At 34.8% G+C, this 19,510-nt stretch carries 18 protein-coding genes and 2 pseudogenes; 13 read left to right on the top strand and 7 right to left on the bottom strand.

Annotation, left to right across the window (positions count from 1 at the left end):
* Positions 1 to 162: 162 nt before the first annotated feature.
* The 6 genes from DEU40_RS09030 to DEU40_RS09005 all read right to left on the bottom strand — a co-directional run bounded on the left by DEU40_RS09030 (position 163) and on the right by DEU40_RS09005 (position 7,407).
* Positions 163 to 696, bottom strand: a complete 534-nt coding sequence (locus tag DEU40_RS09030) for a thioredoxin family protein (protein ID WP_110009543.1) — start codon at positions 694 to 696, stop codon at positions 163 to 165.
* A 41-nt stretch (positions 697 to 737) separates the two neighbouring features.
* Complete coding sequence (locus tag DEU40_RS09025; protein WP_110009542.1) at positions 738 to 2,273, bottom strand: peptide MFS transporter; 1,536 nt, start codon at positions 2,271 to 2,273, stop codon at positions 738 to 740.
* A 23-nt stretch (positions 2,274 to 2,296) separates the two neighbouring features.
* Positions 2,297 to 3,289 carry a YhcG family protein gene (locus DEU40_RS09020; RefSeq protein WP_110009541.1) on the bottom strand — a complete coding sequence of 331 codons (993 nt, stop codon included), beginning with the start codon at positions 3,287 to 3,289 and terminating at the stop codon, positions 2,297 to 2,299.
* A gap of 57 nt (positions 3,290 to 3,346) precedes the next feature.
* Positions 3,347 to 5,101 (bottom strand): peptide MFS transporter, encoded by a 1,755-nt coding sequence (locus DEU40_RS09015; RefSeq protein ID WP_110009540.1) that lies wholly within the window; start codon positions 5,099 to 5,101, stop codon positions 3,347 to 3,349.
* 134 nt (positions 5,102 to 5,235) lie between these two features.
* Positions 5,236 to 6,891: a peptide MFS transporter gene (locus tag DEU40_RS09010; RefSeq protein WP_110009539.1), complete on the bottom strand. Its 1,656-nt coding sequence runs from the start codon at positions 6,889 to 6,891 to the stop codon at positions 5,236 to 5,238.
* Between the two features lie 147 nt (positions 6,892 to 7,038).
* A complete protein-coding gene (locus DEU40_RS09005) occupies positions 7,039 to 7,407 on the bottom strand; it encodes a helix-turn-helix domain-containing protein (protein ID WP_317047525.1) in 369 nt (122 codons plus the stop codon).
* Positions 7,408 to 7,553: 146 nt separating this feature from the next.
* Between DEU40_RS09005 and DEU40_RS22215 the strand changes: the two genes are divergently transcribed.
* From DEU40_RS22215 to DEU40_RS08990, 4 genes are all read left to right on the top strand, one after another.
* Positions 7,554 to 7,757 carry a bacteriocin-like protein gene (locus tag DEU40_RS22215; RefSeq protein ID WP_137904888.1) on the top strand — a complete coding sequence of 68 codons (204 nt, stop codon included), beginning with the start codon at positions 7,554 to 7,556 and terminating at the stop codon, positions 7,755 to 7,757.
* Between the two features lie 172 nt (positions 7,758 to 7,929).
* Positions 7,930 to 8,754: a GLPGLI family protein gene (locus tag DEU40_RS09000; RefSeq protein ID WP_110009538.1), complete on the top strand. Its 825-nt coding sequence runs from the start codon at positions 7,930 to 7,932 to the stop codon at positions 8,752 to 8,754.
* 7 nt (positions 8,755 to 8,761) lie between these two features.
* A complete protein-coding gene (locus DEU40_RS08995) occupies positions 8,762 to 9,286 on the top strand; it encodes a DsbA family protein (protein ID WP_110009537.1) in 525 nt (174 codons plus the stop codon).
* A 6-nt stretch (positions 9,287 to 9,292) separates the two neighbouring features.
* Positions 9,293 to 10,114: a GLPGLI family protein gene (locus DEU40_RS08990; protein ID WP_110009536.1), complete on the top strand. Its 822-nt coding sequence runs from the start codon at positions 9,293 to 9,295 to the stop codon at positions 10,112 to 10,114.
* Between the two features lie 56 nt (positions 10,115 to 10,170).
* Here DEU40_RS08990 and DEU40_RS08985 read toward each other — a convergent pair whose 3' ends face one another.
* Positions 10,171 to 12,300: a S9 family peptidase gene (locus DEU40_RS08985; protein ID WP_110009535.1), complete on the bottom strand. Its 2,130-nt coding sequence runs from the start codon at positions 12,298 to 12,300 to the stop codon at positions 10,171 to 10,173.
* Between the two features lie 135 nt (positions 12,301 to 12,435).
* Between DEU40_RS08985 and DEU40_RS08980 the strand changes: the two are divergent.
* From DEU40_RS08980 to DEU40_RS08930, 9 genes and pseudogenes are all read left to right on the top strand, one after another.
* Positions 12,436 to 12,543, top strand: a pseudogene (locus tag DEU40_RS08980) (IS1595 family transposase); the annotation flags it as partial.
* Between the two features lie 242 nt (positions 12,544 to 12,785).
* A complete protein-coding gene (locus DEU40_RS08975; RefSeq protein ID WP_110009534.1) occupies positions 12,786 to 12,974 on the top strand; it encodes a hypothetical protein in 189 nt (62 codons plus the stop codon).
* 374 nt (positions 12,975 to 13,348) lie between these two features.
* On the top strand, positions 13,349 to 13,594 hold the full coding sequence (locus tag DEU40_RS08965; RefSeq protein ID WP_146207840.1) for a hypothetical protein: 246 nt from the start codon (positions 13,349 to 13,351) through the stop codon (positions 13,592 to 13,594).
* 255 nt (positions 13,595 to 13,849) lie between these two features.
* Positions 13,850 to 13,960 (top strand): annotated as a pseudogene (locus DEU40_RS22845) (hypothetical protein); the annotation flags it as partial.
* Between the two features lie 223 nt (positions 13,961 to 14,183).
* The gene (locus tag DEU40_RS08955; protein WP_110009530.1) at positions 14,184 to 14,885 is read left to right on the top strand and encodes a hypothetical protein; all 702 of its coding nucleotides are present in this window, start codon (positions 14,184 to 14,186) and stop codon (positions 14,883 to 14,885) included.
* A gap of 302 nt (positions 14,886 to 15,187) precedes the next feature.
* Complete coding sequence (locus tag DEU40_RS08950; RefSeq protein ID WP_110009529.1) at positions 15,188 to 15,661, top strand: hypothetical protein; 474 nt, start codon at positions 15,188 to 15,190, stop codon at positions 15,659 to 15,661.
* Between the two features lie 10 nt (positions 15,662 to 15,671).
* Entirely contained in the window at positions 15,672 to 15,860 is a 189-nt protein-coding gene (locus DEU40_RS08945; protein ID WP_110009528.1) for a DUF6496 domain-containing protein, read from the top strand.
* 421 nt (positions 15,861 to 16,281) lie between these two features.
* Positions 16,282 to 17,877 (top strand): sulfatase, encoded by a 1,596-nt coding sequence (locus DEU40_RS08935; RefSeq protein ID WP_110009526.1) that lies wholly within the window; start codon positions 16,282 to 16,284, stop codon positions 17,875 to 17,877.
* Positions 17,878 to 17,895: 18 nt separating this feature from the next.
* Positions 17,896 to 19,497, top strand: a complete 1,602-nt coding sequence (locus tag DEU40_RS08930) for a sulfatase (RefSeq protein WP_110009525.1) — start codon at positions 17,896 to 17,898, stop codon at positions 19,495 to 19,497.
* Positions 19,498 to 19,510 lie beyond the last annotated feature (13 nt).

Here is a 19,510-nt window from a genome sequence, read left to right as displayed (position 1 = left end):
AGGTTTCAGGATACTGTTTTTCGAACTTTTTGATTCTTATTTCGGATAATAAAAATAAAGGTCCGAATTTCGGTAAAATAAAAAAGACTTCCAAAAAAATTGGAAGTCTCTATAATGAATTTTTAGCATTGAAACAGAAAATCCATGTTTCAAAGTTCTGAATTAATCTTTGATCTTAGATTTGAATTTTTTCTGGTAATCTTCCCATTGCTCTCTGGTCTTAATCTTTTTAAACAGATCTTTGGAAATCAGTTCCAGATAAGGTTCCAGTTCCTTGGCAGACAATTCTCCCTGAAGAATGGTGATGGGATCGCCGTGCTCATCCAGAAATACTGTACTTGGAACGGCTCCTACATTCATATATTGGGTAAACTCATGCAGAGAATTTTTTCCCTTTCTATGTTCAGTATTGGGATTGGAAAATGTTCTTCCGAAAATTTCAATACTCTTTTTTTCTTCCGCATTAAACTTTACAGGATAATAATTCTCATTTAAAACCTGAGCCAGTACAGGGTGGCCGTATGTTTTTTTATTCATGATTTTGCATGGACCACACCAATCTGCGTAGAAATCAATCAATATTTTTTTTGGACTTTCTTTTTGAGCTTTTAAAGCTTCCTCTATGGTCATCCACTTTACCTGTGCAAAACTAAAATTTAATAAAAGTAAGAGAACTATGCTTAAAATTTTCTTCATATTGTGATATTTATGTAAAAATAAGCATAATTACTTATTTTTTATTTTACATCCTGCATTAATTTTTTCACGTACGGAGATATCAAAATTAATACCACTCCGGCAATTACTGCATACAATCCCAATTGTTTATATCCATCAGTATAAGTGATCAAAGCATCATAGTTGGTGGAACCTTCTTTTGATGTGGCAAGACTGGCGCCGATAATCCCGGCAACATACTGTCCGTAAGCCGAAGCAAGGAACCACATTCCCATCATCATTCCCTGAAGATTCTTGGTAGAAAGCTTGGTCATAATGGATAATCCGATAGGAGAGAGGCATAATTCTCCAAGTGTAATGATAAGGAGTGCCAGAGTAAAGAAATTCAGTGAAGTAATTCCCTGAAGGTCTGCGAACAGGCGCGTTGCAAATAAAACATAATATCCTAATCCTAAGAAAATAAATCCTAATCCGAATTTGATAATCGTGTTGGGTTCAATTTTTCTTTTGTTCAGCCAGATCCATAGAAGTCCGATCAATGGGGCAAGGAAAATAATGAAGAAAGCGCCCCCTGAGTTATTCACTCCATTTGGGTCTAATCCAAAAAGATCTTTATTCAGGTTTTTAGCTGCGAAAATACTTAAAGAACCTCCGCTTTGCTCATAGATTCCCCAGAAGATAATGGAGAATATAATGAAAACCAAAGCTGCCCAAAGTTTTTTGCGTTCAGAAGCCGTTACTTTAGACATTTCATAGAACAGATAGATTAAAGTTAAAGGCCCGATGGTCCACATAAAATAATCTGTATACTCTGTCTTGGCTACCATGGTCATGATGATGGGGACAAAAACCAATGACAAAACATATACTCCGTATTCTTTCCATTTGGGTATTGGAGCTGTTTTTACCTCTGCTAAAGGATGTCCCGGCTGTAAACCAATTGGTCCTAATCTTCGTTGGGTAAAAATGAAGTTAATTAAACTTATTACCATTACAATTGCCGCTAAACCAAAAGCTACATGCCATTGAAGGTTTTCGGGTATCAATCCTTTACCTAATTGTAATATTCCTAATTCTATATATCCAGTTTTACCAATAGAAATACAAGCGTAACCACCTAGTAAAGCTCCAAGATTAATTCCGGCATAGAAAAGCGAAAAACCTGCATCAGCTCTTTCATCATTAGGTTTGTAAAGCTGTCCTACCATAGATGAAATATTAGGTTTGAAGAAACCTGTTCCTACGACAGTGAAAGCTATTCCTAAGAAAAAGAATTTATGGGGATCGGTAGCCAGGATTAAACTTCCTACGATCATCAGCAGCCCGCCCCAGAACAGGGATTTTCGGAATCCTAAAATTTTATCCGCAAAAAGACCTCCTACAAAGGTAAAGGCATAAACGAAAGCCTGGGTGGCACCATATTGAAGGTTGGCTTCTTTTTCATGGAAATTAAGCTGTGAGATCATGAAGAAGACCAGCATTCCGCGCATTCCGTAGAAACAGAAACGTTCCCACATTTCAGAGAAAAACAGGCTCCAGATTTGTCTGGGATATTTTCCTTTGAAATTTTGTATTTCATCTAAAGTTAAGCTCATAATGATATATGATTAAGTTCTAATTAAGGGTTTTTATCTTTCTGATCCAGTTCAAAACGGATTCTGTCCTGGTCAATAATTTGTTTTAATTCTTCTTCTTTTGGGAGGTACAGCAGGTATTTGCTGGCAAATAAATTGTTTTTATCATTCAAAACGGAGTATTTTACAATGGTCTCATCCTTTTCTGAACATAATAAAATTCCGATGGTCGGATTATCACCTTCACCGCGTTTCAGATCATCATACATTCTTACATACATATCAATCTGTCCGATATCCTGATGAGAGAGTTCGCCGGTTTTCAAGTCAATGATGACAAAGCATTTTAAAATGTAATTATAGAAGACAAGGTCGATATAAAAATCCGATGTATCTGTTGAAATATGTTGTTGTCTGGCTACAAAAGCGAATCCTTTCCCAAATTCAAGCAAAAACTTTTGAATATGGTCAATAATGGCTGTTTCAATTTCTTTTTCAGAAAATTGTTCATCAGCTTTTAGACCGAGAAACTCAAAAATATAAGGATCTTTTAAAACACTGTGAATAGTTTCCGGAGAAGATTTTTTATGTTCTAAAACGCGTTCATAAGCAAGGGAATTGATTTGTCTTTTAAGATCTCTGTAATTCCAGTTATTTTGAACGGATTCATTGATATAGTAATTCATTTTATCAGCATTGTCAAGCCTTATCAGTAATCTGTAATGGGTCCAGCTCAATTCGTGACGCAATGCGTCACATATTGGAAATGCATGATAAAAAGAGCGCATGTTTCTTAAGTTACTTTCATCAAATCCTTTTCCAAATTCTAAGGTAAGTTTCTGAGAAAGTTTTTTCAGCGTATATTTTCCGTATTCTGCCCGTTCTTTTCCCTGTTGTTCATCTTCAACAATCAATTTTCCAATCTGCCAGTACGTGAGCAGTAGAGTAGAATTCGCTATACGAAACACTTTTTCGCGCGATTGTCTAATGATTTCCTTTACGGATTGGAATAAAGAATCTTCGGAAATTTCCATCATACGAAAATAAAAAAAACCTCTGACTTGGCAGAGGTTTTATGATATTTTGTTGATACATTAGTTTACACCATGCATCATTTTCTTTAAGATAGGTGAAATTAATCCTAAAATTACAGAAGCAATCCCACAAAGTACTACGAATACCATGAAGAATTCAAATAAGTTATGGATTTCGAATCCTACAAAAGTAGGGTTGTGTAATGGTAACTGAGCTTTATCAAAAGCAGCTACCTGATCCGCTGTAAGAGTTACTTTTTTATCCAAAACATCCTGCAGATTTATACCCATTTCTTCAGCTTTCTTGAATTTATCACCTGTTGCAGGGATAAGTGCTCCTAATGAACCTGCCAATGCATAACCAGCAGCGTTAGAAATGAAGAAAACACCATAAAGTAATGAAGCAAATCTTTTCGGAGCCAGTTTACCTACCAATGATAAACCAATCGGAGAAAGACAAAGCTCACCACATGTCTGGATGAAATAGAGTAACATTAACCATTTGATGGCCAATAAACCTGAGTTTCCAAGATCTTTTACATTGTGTGCAATGATGAAATAAGAAAGAGCGATCAATGCTAATCCCATTGCCTGTTTGAACGGAGATACCGGTTCTTTGCCTTTAGCTCTTAATTTATCCCAGATTAAACTGAAAGGAACTGCCAGAATAACAACGAAGATTCCATTAAAGATCTGAACCATTGAAGGAGGCATATTCCATCCGAAAATATTTCTGTCAGTCTGGTTATCTGCAATAAATGTTAATGAAGATCCTGCCTGCTCGAATGCAGCCCAGAAGAAAATAATAAAGAATGATACGATATAAATTACCCAGATTCTCTGTCTTTCAACCTTATTTTCAGCAGAAGACATAATTAAGAAGGCAAGAGAAATACCAGCTGAATAGATGAATGGATAAATGATTCCTTTAATCAATTGCCCCATTTCTACAGAATTGAATCCAAACTCACCTACAAGAAGATATCTGAAAAGGAAGAATAAAACTACAAATATTCCACCAGTGATTCCTAAAGCCTGGCCAGAGAATTTAGCAGTCTGCGTTTCTCCTTCTTCAAAGTCTGCACTTGTGTTATTTTTTGGTAATCCTCCGATAGGTCTTCCTTCCGGAGTTACTACATATTTGTTTTTAAGGATAAAGAATGTTACCGTTCCGATAACCATTGCGATAGAAGCTGCCAGGAATCCCCATTTGAAAGCGAAGATATCTCTTACTCCTGTTGCTGCATCTTTTACGTCTCCTACGTATGGACAGATGAACTGACCAAGGAAAGCCCCGATGTTGATCCCCATGTAGAAAATAGTGAAGGCAGAATCCAGTTTAGACTTTTCCTGTTTTGGATAAAGACTTCCCACCATTGAAGAAATATTCGGTTTGAAGAATCCGTTACCAAAAATGATCACGAATAATGCCAGCCACATGATAAGTTTGGCACTACCAATATCCGCTGAAAAAGTTGAGGCACTGATGAATAATAAGAACTGGCCAATAGCCATTAACGATCCACCAATGATGATCGCATATCTGTTTCCGATATATTTATCAGCAATAAATCCTCCCAAAAGAGGTGTTAAATAACATAAAGCTAGAAATCCACCATAGATGATCGCTGCATCAGCTTCTTTTATCAATAAGGAATTTACCATGAAGAGCGTCAAAAGAGCTCTCATTCCATAAAAGTTGAAACGCTCCCACATTTCTGTTCCGAAAAGAACCCATAATCCTTTAGGATGCCTGGAATTCTTATTCTCTACAAATTCATCCGGTTTCGGACTCAATGCTTCAATATTATCCATTTCTATTGTTAATTTTTGTTAAGACTGACAAATATAGTTTATTTTGGGTTTTTGGCAAGGTTTTAATTTTATTTTTAAATAAAAAAGCTGCGGGACTATTCCGCAGCTTAGTTATCTTTATCATATTGAGCATTTTAATGCCCTTTTTCTGTCATAATCTTATTTAGTCTTTTTAACATAGAAAGACCTAAAAGTGTAGCAAATATTAACAAGGCGAAGTTAACAAGGAAATAATTCGTTTTGTTTTCATAATTGTACCATGTACTTGCAAGAATTCCCGAAAGCTTATTTCCAACTGAGTTAGCCAGGAAAAATCCACCCATCATTAATGCTGTAATTCTTGCAGGAGAAAGTTTAGAGACAAAAGAAAGCCCCATTGGAGACAGGCATAGCTCCCCGATAGTAATGACTCCGTAGCTGGCAACCAGCCATAGAGGAGATACTTTTACAGCGCCATTGTCTCCGGCCATTACGGCTAACACCATGACAAGGCAGGAAAGTCCTGAAATAAATAAACCTAAAACAATCTTGGTAGGTGTTAATGGTTCTTTTCCTTTTCTTCTCAACAATGCCCAGAATCCTACAATAACCGGAGTTAGCGCAATAACCCAGAACGGATTGATAGACTGGAACAGTTCCGTATTGTACAGATAAACTTTGTTTTCAGGGTTTTTCTCAAGAGCCGCACGCTGCTCTGGGGATATGTTTTTAAAGTATACATCTTTTCCCATTTCCTTTTTAGTCTCCCCATTATCATCTTTCTGAGAACGGAACTGGTTATCATAAACAGGAGTTTCTTTGTCTTCATAACTCTTACCATCCACCATATAGATACCTTCCAGAGGTTTTTCAAGAGAAGCAGGAACACTTCTGTCCGTGTAATAATTAGCCCATCTTGTCAATGCTGTACCGTTTTGTTTGAAAACCGCCCAGAAGAACATACTGATCAGGAATACAGAAAGTAATGCTCCGATAGAGGCTTTTTCATCAGGTTTAGCCTTAAAGTAAAGGGATGCATAGAAATAAATGACAGGTACGCATGCAAAAATAAAGGCATCTGTACTGTCACTTCCGAAAATATTACCAGGGATAAACCAACCTATTGCTCCGGCAACAATTGCAGGAACAAATACTTTGATCAGAATCTCTGAAAGTTTTGTATCACCTTCCTGTACAGGTTTCATCTGTGCAGCATGAATGTAATGCTTTCTTCCGATGGTAAAAATAACCATTCCGATAAGCATTCCTACACCCGCAGTGATGAAAGCTTCACCCCAACCGAATTTATTACGCATGAAAGCTGCAATAATGTTACAGATAAATGCCCCGATATTGATTCCCATATAGAAAATATTATACCCGGAGTCTTTATTAGCTTTATAAGGTTCTTCAGAGTACAGATTTCCTAGGAGTGTAGAAATAGTAGGCTTAAAGAAACCGTTTCCGATAATAATTAATGCCAAAGAGGTATAAAACAGGGGTAAATCTTTAAAAACTCCCATACCTATATATCCTGCAGCCATTAAAAAACCTCCAAGATAAATAGATTTAATATATCCTAATACTCTGTCTGCCAGGAATCCTCCAATAAAGGGCGTCAGATAAGTTAAAGCAATATAAGTTCCGAAAATGTCATCAGCAGTTTTATCCGGAAGTCCAAGCCCGCCTTTCATGCCCGTAGGCTCAATAACATATAGAACAAAGATTCCAAGAATCAGGTAATACCCGAAACGCTCCCACATTTCTGTAAAAAAGAGATAGGGCAGCCCTTTAGGATGTTTAGTCTTCATATAATCAATTTTCAAATTTCCCAAAAATAGCTTTTTAATTTTAATTGATAAAATAAATAATAGCTGCGTAAATGATTAATGAAATAAATATAAAAGCCTACCAAAATACTTGGAAGGCTTGGAATATTGTTTGAGAACAAAAATTTCTTAAGATTTTAAACTTTTAATTTCCTGTTCTAATTCATAAACTTTTTGTTTTAGGAGAGAAATATAATCTTGAAGATTTTCTATAACAGAGTTAGGAATATTAAAATGTTGATTATAATAATTTCCTGAATTATCATTAAATGTTGAGTTATCATTATGCACAAGTCTTAACTCTTTTTCTTCTTTAATATCTTCAACGGGAACTTCAAGAGCTTCAGCCAACTTTTGCCATTCTTCATCATGAATTCTTACTTCCCCACGCTCTTTGCGGGAATAATTAGATGGATCTGTAGATAGTATTTTAGCCATTTTTTCTTGGGATATACCTTTTTGTTTACGTAAATTTCTAAGTTTTTCCTGAACCATCATTTTAAATGTTTTTTACAAATGTGCAAAATATGTACCTATTCTGCAAGAAAATTACAGGAAAATTGCATGTTTTTTTTCACTGTTGTTTGATTTTTGTTTTTAGTTTTGAAATGTCAATAGTGACACAGAATCATTAAAAAAACATTATGAAAAATTTAAAAAAACTTTCGAGAGAGAATTTGAAAAACTTAAAAGGTGGTGGACCTTTCCAACTAAGTGGAGATACTGGATGTAGCTATAAATGTTGCTCAGACAGAAACCCGCAGGTATGTAGTGCAACTGTGACTGTTTCTGTAGAACAATCTGGATCTGTTTCTTGTTCTGAAGGATCGCATTTAGTTGCTGTTTAAGCTTAATATGAATGTGAATGTGAATGAATGAGGCTGTCCGAAAAGTTTGGACAGCCTCAATTTTTGTTGTTTTTATTCGTACCCCTATACAGGAGACATGTTCAAATATTTGATTCTCAAGAGATGTATCTGACTTTTAGGACACACTCATTTTTTATTTAAATTTACTGCTATGAAAAATATTATTATCCTATTCTTATTTTATTCACAATTGATTGTTAGTCAGAATAAACGATTTATTTATGAGTATTCCTTTATTCCTGACTCAACAAATATGGCTAATGTTGTAAAAGAATTTATGTTTTTAGATATCTCTAATAGCAGATCCTTATTCTACAGTCAGCATAAGTATAATGAAGATTCAATATCTGTGGCTGAAGCTGAAAAGGGTAAGTTTTATATACCTAATGCAGATATACTATATAAAATAGAAAAGAAGAAAAATGATATATTCTTTTTAACAAGTGATTACGGATTAGATAAAATTAGAGTAAAAGATGAAAGAAAAATGAATTGGATGATCCTTCCCGATAGACAAAAAATTTTTGGTTATGATACCCAAAAAGCTTCCTTAGATTTTAGTGGAAGAAAATGGATAGCCTGGTTTACTTCAGATATCCCAGTTCAAGACGGACCATATAAATTTCATGGACTTCCTGGTTTAATCGTAAAAATTGAGGATGTCACAAAAAGTCATATTTATAATTTAGTAGGAATTAAAAGCATTTCTGATGATGTTAAATATCCTGAGCTAAACCCAAAAACTAAAGAGATCATATTAAATGAGAATAAATTTAGAGAACTCTTTCAAAAATACAGGGATGATCCGGCAAGCGACACAAAGCAACTTTATATTCAGGGGAAAATACCTAATCAGAAGGATAGCAATGGAAACTATCGTACGGGAGCCGAAATAGTTCGGGAAGTTGATCAATTATCAAAAGAAAGATTAAAAAAAGATAACAATATCATTGAAATTGACCTGTTGAAAAAATAATCTATCCTTGCAAAAGAAACTTATTGATACCAATTTTTCTGGAGCTTTTGTATTTGGAAATGAAAAAGCTGGTGGAACTTTAACCTTTGTCACCAATCCTTTTTGTAAGCATTGTAAAGAATTTTACCCTGTTTTTCTAAAGCTGGTTAAAAAGTATTCAGATGAGTTAAGAATCAATATTTTCTTTGATATAGACCTTAGCAGGGATGATCTGGATAATAGAACGGTTCATGTCAACCTTACCAATATTTATATCAATAGCGAAAATAAAATAGAATTTCTGGAAGCGTTGAGCGGCTGGTATGACGTTCAGGGCTATAGTGAAGACAAAAGTGGCTGGTATCAAAAGTATTCTAAATATTTTGGAAGCTCGGAGAATGCACTTGCAGTATTAAAAGGACATGAAGAATGGGTAAGCAGCAATGGGGTGCATTTTACACCCAATATCTTTATTAATGACACAGAATATCCGGTTCAGTATGAAAGAGCAGATCTGGAGTTCTTTATCCCGGAATTATTATCCGAAAATTAAATTGTTATGAAAAGCTTATTATTTATATTGCTGGGAACTGTAATGTTTTTTTCCCAGAACAACAGGTTCATCTATGAGGTGAAATACAAGAAAGATTCAACCTCAAAAGATATCACCCGGGAAAATTATTATCTGGATATCACAAAAGAGGATATAGCGTATTATAACAGGCTGTATTATATTAGGGATTCGGTATTTACTACTACTGGACGATCTCCAATTAATAAACAGACGTCTTTTCTTATCAAAAAAAAGAATATTATATCCTTTCAAAACTATGAATACATAGGAGATGTAAATTTCTACAAGATTAACGAAGAGGCTGAACAGAATTGGAAAATTTCAGATAGTATCAAAACATTTGAAGGTTATCGGGTTCAAAAAGCAGTAACTGCGTTTGGTGGAAGGAGCTGGGTAGCATGGTTTTCCAAAGATATCCCAATTTCTTACGGACCCTATAAATTTAATGGTTTACCTGGTTTAATCATGGAGCTATATGATTCAAAAAAAGATTATTATTTTAAAGTAATCAAAAGTGAAAAAATTCCGGAGAGTTATCAACGTATTTCATTGGAAGGCTTTATATCCAGAGCGATTCCCGTTACCCAGAAGGATTTAAATAAACTAAGGTTGGACCTCTATTCCAATCCCTTTAAATACGCTTTTAATGGAAATCTTACAATCCCTGAAGGGAAAAAGTTGCTGCTGGATGATGGCACAATTCTCTCCAAAGAACAGCTGAAACCCGCAGAAGCCAACGAAAGAAAAAAGTTAAAAGCCTTTAATAATCCTATAGAACTGGATAAAGCGGTGAAATACCCTAAATAATAAAAATCCCTTTCAGAATTTCTGAAAGGGATTTTTTATGAGTTATAAATTGAATATTATAGATTATTCAGGATGAAATCCGTCATTTTCTGGTATAACTGAGGTCTTGTCTGTCCACCGTAAATTCCGTGGTTTTTATCAGGGTAAGCCATGAAATCAAACTGTTTTTTGTTTTGAATCAAAGCTTCAGAGAACTCCATAGAATTCTGGAAATGAACGTTATCATCAGCCGTTCCGTGAATTAATAAGAATTTTCCTTTCAACAGATTAGCATATTCCGTAGGAGAATTTTTATCATATCCATCCGGGTTTTCCTGAGGTGTTCTCATAAATCTTTCGGTATATACAGAGTCATAATATCTCCAGTTCGTTACCGGTGCTACAGCAATTCCTACTTTGAAGACATCAGCTCCTTTCGTCATGGCTAAACTTGTCATATAACCACCAAAGCTCCATCCGAACATTCCGATTCTGCTTTTGTCAATATAAGATTGGTTTCCGAACCACTTGGCTGCTGTGATCTGATCTTCAATCTCATATTTTCCTAAATTCATATAAGTTACTTTCTTATATTTTGCTCCTTTATAACCCGTTCCACGGCCGTCTACACAAGCAACAATATATCCTTTTTGTACGAGGTGATTGAACCAAATAGCATTTCCGTTATCCCATGAGTTGGCTACCTGCTGAGATCCCGGCCCCGAATACTGGAACATAAACAGAGGATATTTTTTATTAGGATCGAAATTTTTAGGCTTCATAATCCAGGCATTCATCTGATCACCTACAGCGTTTGGAATGGTGATGAATTCTTTTTCAACAAAATTATCTGCCTTGAGTTTCTGAAGCTGATCATTGTTGTTTTGAAGTTCTTTTACCGCTTTTCCGTTACCGTCTTTTAAAACGTATGTATAAGGTTTTGCAGCTGTAGAAGATGTTTCAATGAAATAATTATAGTTTTTACTGAAGTTGGCAGAGTTGTTTCCTTCTGCATTGGAGATCAGCTGGGTCTTTCCGTTTTCAATATTGACTTTGGAAATGACTTTATTGATACTTCCTTTTTCAGTAGTTTGAATATAAATTTCTTTGGACTTTGGATTAAACCCATAATAATCGGTTACCTCCCAGTTTCCTTTTGTGATCTGTTTTTTCAACTTACCATCTTTGTCATACCAGTACAGGTGACGGTTCCCGTCTCTCTCAGAAGCCCAAAGGAAGGAATCATCTTCAAGAAATTCAAGAGTAGGGCTGTCGGTATCAATCCATTTATCATCCGTTTCAGTAAATAACTTCTGAACTGCTCCTGTTTTGGTATTTACCTTTAAAATATCCGAAGCGTTTTGTATCCTTTCAGAAGTAATTAAAACAATTTCGTCCGGTTTTGCAGTCTGAAATACATTCGGGATGTAATAGTTTTTGAAAGAACCCAGGTTCAGCTGCATTGTTTTCCCGTTATCAAGACGGTATAGCTGTGCTGAAACTACAGAGTTTTTCTCACCTGCTTTTGGATATTTATAACGCATTTCTGTAGGATAAAGCGTTTTTCCATAGATAGGAATATAGATTTCCGGAACCTGGCTTTCATCAGACTTCACAAATACGATGGCATGAGAATTTTTTGTCCATTCATATTGTTTTGCATGCCCGAATTCTTCCTCATATACCCAGTCTGCCAAACCATTCAGGATTGAATTCTTTTTACCATCCGTTGTAATCTGTGTGATTTTTCCTGAATTAAGATCCTGATAGAAAAGATTATTGTCAGAAATAAAGGCCACTTTCGTAGCATCCGGTGAAAACGCAGGCTCCTGAACAGGTTTCCCTTCATTCAGGCTGATTACTTTCCCGGATTTTAAATCTTTTACATCAAATTTCCCCAGAAAAGAATGTCTGTAAATAGGCTGGCTTCCTGTCTGTAAAAGAATTTTAGACTCATCATCAGAAAAAATATAACTTTCAAATTTTCCATCTACAAGATTCCCTTCTTTTTGTGAAGTTTTGTAAGAATATTTTGCAATTCCTGATGGTTCTATGACAAGATAGTTTTCTCCGTTTTTCATGGAAGAGATTCCTGCAATCCCTTTTCCACGGTAATATCCTGAATATATTTTATCTAAAGTAATTTCCTGTGCTGAGACATTTTGAAATACAGCAGCAACAGTAAGAGTTAAAAGGAGTTTTTTCATTTTCAATTTTAATGATTCCAAATTTAATAATTTCAAGTAAGATGGCAAGACAAAATTAATCTGTTGGCAGAATCATTGTAAAATTGAATCGTTTATTAAAAATGATTTAATATTGGTAAAATAACCCAATAATCAAAAGAAAAATGTATTCAATTATATCTTAATGAATTTGTTTACAAGCTCAATCAAAGATATTTTGGAGATAAATTGTTTGAAAGGTTTATTATTACTAATATTAGGTAAATAAACGGATAATCAATAAAAATTATTAGTAAATGATCCTCTCTATTCAGAGCCTGTTTAAATTTAATTACTAATAATTTTGTCTAATTAATTTAACGCTTTATTTTCTTATTTTCCTGATGATTTTCCCGATTCAGCAGATAATTATTCGTAAACCAAATCCGCGAGAAATAAAATTTTAATGCAAGTTTAAATAGGCTCTTTATTTCTTAAACATTTTTTTTGTAAAAACTCAAGTATAAATGAAATCTTTCCCTTTTTTGCGTAAAATATGTTTTGCTTTTATAATTTTAGTTTTTCCATTAAAAGCACAAAAAATTACTACAGCAGAAATCGATACATTACAGGAAAATATTTCTAAAATAGAATGGAATCTTGGAGATTTTAAAAAATCAATTCTTTTACAAAAAGATGTTATTGAAAAATCCTAAAAAATAAAATATACAAAAGGCGAGGTTTGTGGGTATCTTAGTCTGGCTAATGCCTTTGGAGGAATGGATAGACCGAAAGAGTGTTTTCGTTTTCTGAATATTGCAGAAGAGAACCTGGGAAATTTTAATGATCCTGCTCTAAAATCACGGTTATATTTTCTCTATGGAACTTATTATTTTTGTTTAGAACTGCAGCAGGAAACTATTAAGAATTTTAATAGATCATTTGATTTTTCCAAAAAATTAAAGATAAAAAGTTGGCAGATAAACTCAGATACAATATTTACGACTGGAAAAGATCAAACTTCGAATCTTTAAATATGATGGATTCGGTTTACAGTAATGAAAGAAAATGTACGGTTTAACCAATGCCTATGCTGTATATTACAATCGCGAGTAGACATTTGAATAAAAATGAAATAGACTCTGCTGAGTATTATATCAATAAGGCGAATGATCTCGTGGTAGCAAAAAAAGCACCGATTGAAGAAAAATCTAATGTATTGCGTACGTACGGAAATTTATACATTAAAAAAGGAGAGTTTAAAAAGGCCTTGGAATATCTTTTCAAATCTCTTGAGATTACTAAAAGAATGAATTTTCAGAAAAGAGACCTGTAATCTTACACGCTTATTTGTGAAGCATACAAGGTCAGAATAATATTCAAAAGAAAACGAATACCTCGCTAAATATTCTAAGCTTAATGATAGTTTGAATTTGCTAGAAAAAAAACTGACTCACCTTCCGATAGAAAAACTTCTGAATGATCAGAATGAACAACATGAAAAGAATAAAAGTAATCTTTATTATCATTACTGTTGTTATTTTAATGAGCCTGATCATTATTTTAATTGTGATTAAAGTTTTCCAATAAGGAAATTGCAGAATATACACACATGTCGATAAGAACAGTTGAATCTAAAAAATACAGATTGCGAAAGAAAATTGGTTTGAATCTGAGGTTGATTTTAACAGATGGATATTGAATAGATAATAATTAAAGTTTCTTTTTCTTTTTAATTTTTTTTTGTTTTTCAATTATTTAAATATATGCAGTGTAAATGCAGTGTAAATACAGTGTAAATGCGGTGTAAATGCGGTGCTATGTTTTTATGGTTTAGTTCGTAAATTTGCGTTCAACAAATACAATCAATACAAAGCTGAAAACAAAAGCTTTTACATTTCTAACATAATCAAAAAAATAAAACAATGAAGAAAAAAACTATTTTTCTGGTATGGCTTCTATTCTCCTTATCAATGTTTTCACAAATAGGGATAAATACTTCAACACCTACAGCAACTTTAGATGTTAATGGAGATGCTCGTTTAAGAACGATTCCAACACTATCTGCAACGAATGTTATACCTATTTATGCTACATCTGACGGTAGATTAGGAACGGCTTTAATAGCGAAAGAAACTCAGATTGTATCAGTTCCGCCCAATCAAGATAATATGAGTACACTATCCACAACAGATTATAACAATTTGGTTGAGATTACAGTACCAATAATAAATCCAACTAATATAAATACCATCGGATCTACCATTACTAGTAGTGGATCTGTTACAATTAATAGTGCAGGCTATTATCAATTAAATTCAATATTTTCCTTATACATAAACAGAGATAATCCTCAAAGTACTGACTTTTTTTGGGCACATTTTAAAATTTTTCTCAAACGAGGAAGTACTTTTACAGAATTACAGTCGTCAAGTGACATACTTCCAATGCCGTATAAAGCTGGTTCTTATTTTGATCATAATTTACCATCTTTGATTGTCTCTTTACAAAGTGGAGATGAAATTAGTTATAGGATAAGAAGAGTTAACAATACAGAAGGTACAGCATTGGGAGTTGCTGTAAACAGCCTAAAAGTTACTCCTGGATTTACATTACAAAAGCTTTAATGATTTTTTCTAGTACAATTTTCTAGTACATTGAAAAATTAAAAACAGAGAATTTTGAGTACAATGTCCTTTTTTAATTCCTGATCTTTCCTAAAATAAGTTGATTAATTGTCAACTTATTTTAGGAGGGGACAACATTAATAAAAAAAGCTAATGATGGAATATACCCAGATTCTACATTGATAGGGATTTTTATAATTATGTAAGTAATTGGAAAACTGATGTTTTAAAATTATTCTTTTCAAATAATGCTTTTGGCAGAAAATTGGATGTATTCCTATTAATTAAATCAAATAATAATTATGGAAACGAATGCATACAACCAGAAACTGAACCGTTATGTATTAAACGACCAGATTGTTTATACAGGTTTTTCCAGTTTTAATGACGCCGAAGAATGCGCACATAAAAAAGGAGGAACATTGGTAGAAGTAGTGTTTAGAGACGGGAATGATAATCCCGAAATTGCGGATGAAGCAGGTTTGATAGAGAAAAAACTTCATTACCACGTGGATGCAGGCGATGAGTATAAATTTATCCATTCCTCAGATCCGGGATTTAGAAAATATGCAGATGAGCTGCAGAAAATAAAAGCAAAACTGCAACAATCTCCACCGGATGAAAGATATTTAGCCAATTTTGAGATTGAAAATGCGGAAGACCCGATTATTGTGATCAAAAATGATCATTTTGAATCGGTAACATCGAGAGAGCGTTCAAAATATTTGAAACATGCGTGTGTCTATGAATTAGGGGTATCCCTGCCAAAATCTTAAAAATCTGATCATGAGCAAGACTAAATATTCAGAAAAAGCTCAGGACAAAGTAGGAAAAGTAATGCACGAATTCAAGGAGGGAAAATTAAAGTCTTCTTCCGGAAAGAAAGTGACAAGCAGAAAACAAGCCGTAGCCATCGGTATTTCTGAAGCGCGGGAAAAAGGTATGAAAGTACCATCGAAAAAAAAAGGTAAATAACTTATAAATCCAGAAAGTTTTCTTTCTGGATTTTTTTATCTAACCTTCTATATTTCATTTATTGTGAACAATGAGGAGGAAGAGAGGGAAAAGAAGTAGTGGGAAAATTAGCTGATTTTGTTTTTTAGTGCAATTTTTCCTTTGCTGTTTAAGTGTCTGTAAATATGTGTTTTGTGTTATTTGTGTGTATGTGCTATAGTTTACTTTGCATAAGTTATTCTTTTTTTTTAAATTCACATCATTCATAATTCGTTATATCTTTTCAAATAATACACAAATGATGAAAAAGACTCCTAATGTTTTGTGGATGTTTAAGTTTTCTTTATCCACTGTTTAATCAATAAACAACCTTGCGAAGCTTTTGTTTGCTGCTACAATGTAATTCACTTTCTGCAAGGCTGATTATTTAAAACTAATTGATATGTTTGGAGTTTCAACTTTGAAATCAATATGTACATTTCTATTGATTTTACCATTTGGCATCATTGCAGGACAGTCACAAAAAAAATCTAAACCCAATGTAATTTTTATTGTCGTTGATGACCTGAGGCCGGAACTGGGAGTTTACGGTAATTCAGCCATTAAAACACCCAATATTGATAAGCTGGCAAGAAGAGGTACAACTTTTACAAATGCATATTGTCAGGTAGCAGTTTGTGCCCCTTCCAGAGCCAGTGCTTTAACGGGTTTACGGCCGGATTCCACTAAGGTATGGGTGCTGGGAGAAGAATTTCGAAAAATACATCCTGATGTGGTAACGATTCCACAGCAGTTCGAAAAATTCAATTATCATACAGTATCCATCGGAAAGATTTTTCATAATCACATGCCTGATTCTATCTCTTTCCGCGAGCCGGATCTTCGCCCTGAAGGATATGCCATTAAAAATATGAGAGACAGAGATCCCGAATCTTTTTATTTCAGTGGAGAACTTAAAGCTGAGCTTGCGGCCAAAAGATTGGAAAGATTAGCTAAAGACCCTAAAAGATATGGTAACGGCTGGGCATATGGACGTTCTGTAGAGGCCGCAAACTGCCCTGATGATTCATTGTATGACGGAGCTCAGACATCGCTTGCCATTGAAACTATCAACCGTATTAAAAATAAAAAGAAACCCTTCTTCATGGCACTGGGGTACTTCAGGCCGCATTTACCCTTTGTAGCTCCCAAAAAATACTGGGATCTTTATGATCCTATGGAAATACCAATGGCAGATAACAGCTTTATTCCGTTTAATGCACCAAGCATGGCCATGTATAACCAAAGGGAGATGACTGCTTGTTATGATCTTGAATATGTAAAACATCCTGCCTACTTCAGAATGCCGGAAAAAGAAGCCAGAATTTTGAAACATGGGTATTATGCTTCTGTAAGCTATGTTGATGCCTGTATTGGACGACTCGTAGATGAGCTTGAAAAACAAAAATTAATAGATAATACTATTATTGTTTTATGGGGAGACCACGGCTGGAAATTAGGAGAACATAATGCATGGGGTAAGCAGACTAATTATGTAAATGATACCCGTGTTCCTCTTATTGTATATGCACCTGGAATGAAAAATCCGGGAAGTAAAAGCAATGAACTGGTAGAGTTGGTAGATCTTTATCCTACCCTCTGTGATCTTGCAGGGATAGAAACTCCTTCTTATCTGCAAGGAACGAGCTTTAAAAAACTTCTCAATGAAAACAGCGTGGAATGGAAAGGAGCCGTATTCAGCCAGTTTTTGCGCCCGGCAGGCGAAGGGATAGATCTTAACAAAAAAAATTATATGGGATATTCAATGATGACCAAAAGCTATCATCTGATAGAGTGGTACTATTGGGACAAAGCAACTCAAAAGCCGGGAGAACTTGTGGCGCGGGAACTTTATAATCTTACCTCAGATCCGAAAGAGAATTTCAATATTGCAGTGTATCCCGAAAATAAAGATATCCTTGACAAGCTTTCTGAACAGCGTAAAAAAGGATGGAAGGAAGTGAGAAATAAGCTGATGACAACTAAGTCTTATCAATAAAAAGAAAATGTATATCTCATGAAGAATTTCAATTTTTTAAAAATACTATTCATTATATCGATTTGTAACTGCATAGCGGTAAGAGGTGAAAGTTTTAATAAAGCCAATCCTAAACCAAAAAGGACTACTATCAGACAAACAAGACCCAATATCCTGTTTATTCCTATTGATGATTTAAGACCTGAAATGGGTTGCTATGGAAACACAGTTATAAAAACTCCTAATATGGACAAGCTTGCAGCAAGAGGAGTTGTTTTTAATAGAGCCTATTGCCAGCAGGCTGTATGCAACCCCTCACGGGCAAGCCTCCTTACAGGTTTGAGACCAGATTCTGTTCGTGTATGGGATCTTCAGACAGATTTCAGGAAAAACCTGCCGGATGTGATCACTCTTCCGCAGGTATTCAAAAATAACGGGTATTATACCGTAGGAATCGGAAAAACCTTTCATAACACTTTACCTGATGGTAAATCCTGGAATGAAGAACTTCATGTAAACGGATATCCCTTCGATCCTGACGCTGTGTATCAACTGGAGAAAAACAAGCAGATTCAGAAAGAAAAGGAACTTGCCCTTCAGAAAATAGGAAAAGGAAAACCGGATGCTTATGGATTTATCTATACAAAGGCGAATTCTGTTGAAATGGCCGACGTTGATGATGATGCCTATTATGACGGAGCGCAAACAACCATGGCCATTCAAAAGCTGAAAGAATTAAAAGGAAAAGATAAGCCTTTCTTTTTTTCAGTAGGTTATTACCGTCCGCATTTGCCATTTAACGCTCCTAAAAAATACTGGGATTTGTATAACAGAAACGATATACCGCTTGCGAAAAATCAATTCATACCTGAAAATGCTCCGGAATTTGCCGTACATGGTGACAGCGAACTGAGAGCTTATAAAGACAGATCAGACCTTCCTTTACCATCGGAAAAACCTTATGATGTGGAAAAGCAAAGGGAGCTTCTCCATGCGTATTATGCATCTGTCTCTTATACAGATGCTCAGATAGGAAGGTTGTTAAAAGCTCTTGATGAATTAGGACTGAGTGAAAATACGATTATTGTATTGTGGGGAGACCATGGCTGGAAACTGGGAGAGCATAACAGCTGGTGTAAACAGAGCAACTACGAGATTGATACCAGAGTACCGCTTATTATCAGCGGGGCAGGAGTAAAAGCAAAAGGAAAATCAAGCAATGCTCTTACAGAATTCGTAGATATTTACCCTACTTTATGTGATATGAGCGGAATAAAAATTCCCGATTATCTTCAGGGAACCAGTATGAAACCTTTGCTTTCGGATCCTGAACGTAAGTGGAAAACAGCAGCCTACAGCCAGTTTTTATTAGGAAGATTCGGAGTAAAAACGAGAGGTGTGCAAAATGTAGAAAGAATGGGATATGCCATCCGTACCGACAGGTATCGATATGTAGAATGGTTCGAATGGAATAAAGAGACTGAAAAGCCCGGAGCTTATCTGGCCCGAGAGCTTTATGATCATAAAAATGATCCTGACGAAAATATAAATATTGCTGAAGAAGTTCCTTCAAAAAAAATAGTCAATCAACTTTCCTTACAGTTGAAAAAAGGATGGAGATACAGTAAACCGGAATCATAAAAACTGTAAATAT

The sequence above is a fragment of the Chryseobacterium sp. AG844 genome (genome assembly GCF_003182335.1).
Classification (GTDB): domain Bacteria; phylum Bacteroidota; class Bacteroidia; order Flavobacteriales; family Weeksellaceae; genus Chryseobacterium; species Chryseobacterium cupriresistens.
This window is presented reverse-complemented; position numbering and strand designations above follow the sequence as displayed.

Excerpts from the sequence above, each read along its gene's own strand:
- DEU40_RS09030 (WP_110009543.1), bottom strand. The coding sequence starts at position 696 with ATGAAGAAAATTTTAAGCATAGTTCTCTTACTTTTATTAAATTTTAGT.
- DEU40_RS09025 (WP_110009542.1), bottom strand. The coding sequence starts at position 2,273 with ATGAGCTTAACTTTAGATGAAATACAAAATTTCAAAGGAAAATATCCC.
- DEU40_RS09020 (WP_110009541.1), bottom strand. The coding sequence starts at position 3,289 with ATGATGGAAATTTCCGAAGATTCTTTATTCCAATCCGTAAAGGAAATC.
- DEU40_RS09015 (WP_110009540.1), bottom strand. The coding sequence starts at position 5,101 with ATGGATAATATTGAAGCATTGAGTCCGAAACCGGATGAATTTGTAGAG.
- DEU40_RS09010 (WP_110009539.1), bottom strand. The coding sequence starts at position 6,891 with ATGAAGACTAAACATCCTAAAGGGCTGCCCTATCTCTTTTTTACAGAA.
- DEU40_RS09005 (WP_317047525.1), bottom strand. The coding sequence starts at position 7,407 with ATGATGGTTCAGGAAAAACTTAGAAATTTACGTAAACAAAAAGGTATA.
- DEU40_RS22215 (WP_137904888.1), top strand. The coding sequence starts at position 7,554 with ATGAAAAATTTAAAAAAACTTTCGAGAGAGAATTTGAAAAACTTAAAA.
- DEU40_RS09000 (WP_110009538.1), top strand. The coding sequence starts at position 7,930 with ATGAAAAATATTATTATCCTATTCTTATTTTATTCACAATTGATTGTT.
- DEU40_RS08990 (WP_110009536.1), top strand. The coding sequence starts at position 9,293 with ATGAAAAGCTTATTATTTATATTGCTGGGAACTGTAATGTTTTTTTCC.
- DEU40_RS08985 (WP_110009535.1), bottom strand. The coding sequence starts at position 12,300 with ATGAAAAAACTCCTTTTAACTCTTACTGTTGCTGCTGTATTTCAAAAT.
- DEU40_RS08975 (WP_110009534.1), top strand. The coding sequence starts at position 12,786 with ATGAAATCTTTCCCTTTTTTGCGTAAAATATGTTTTGCTTTTATAATT.
- DEU40_RS08965 (WP_146207840.1), top strand. The coding sequence starts at position 13,349 with ATGCTGTATATTACAATCGCGAGTAGACATTTGAATAAAAATGAAATA.
- DEU40_RS08955 (WP_110009530.1), top strand. The coding sequence starts at position 14,184 with ATGAAGAAAAAAACTATTTTTCTGGTATGGCTTCTATTCTCCTTATCA.
- DEU40_RS08950 (WP_110009529.1), top strand. The coding sequence starts at position 15,188 with ATGGAAACGAATGCATACAACCAGAAACTGAACCGTTATGTATTAAAC.
- DEU40_RS08945 (WP_110009528.1), top strand. The coding sequence starts at position 15,672 with ATGAGCAAGACTAAATATTCAGAAAAAGCTCAGGACAAAGTAGGAAAA.
- DEU40_RS08935 (WP_110009526.1), top strand. The coding sequence starts at position 16,282 with ATGTTTGGAGTTTCAACTTTGAAATCAATATGTACATTTCTATTGATT.
- DEU40_RS08930 (WP_110009525.1), top strand. The coding sequence starts at position 17,896 with ATGAAGAATTTCAATTTTTTAAAAATACTATTCATTATATCGATTTGT.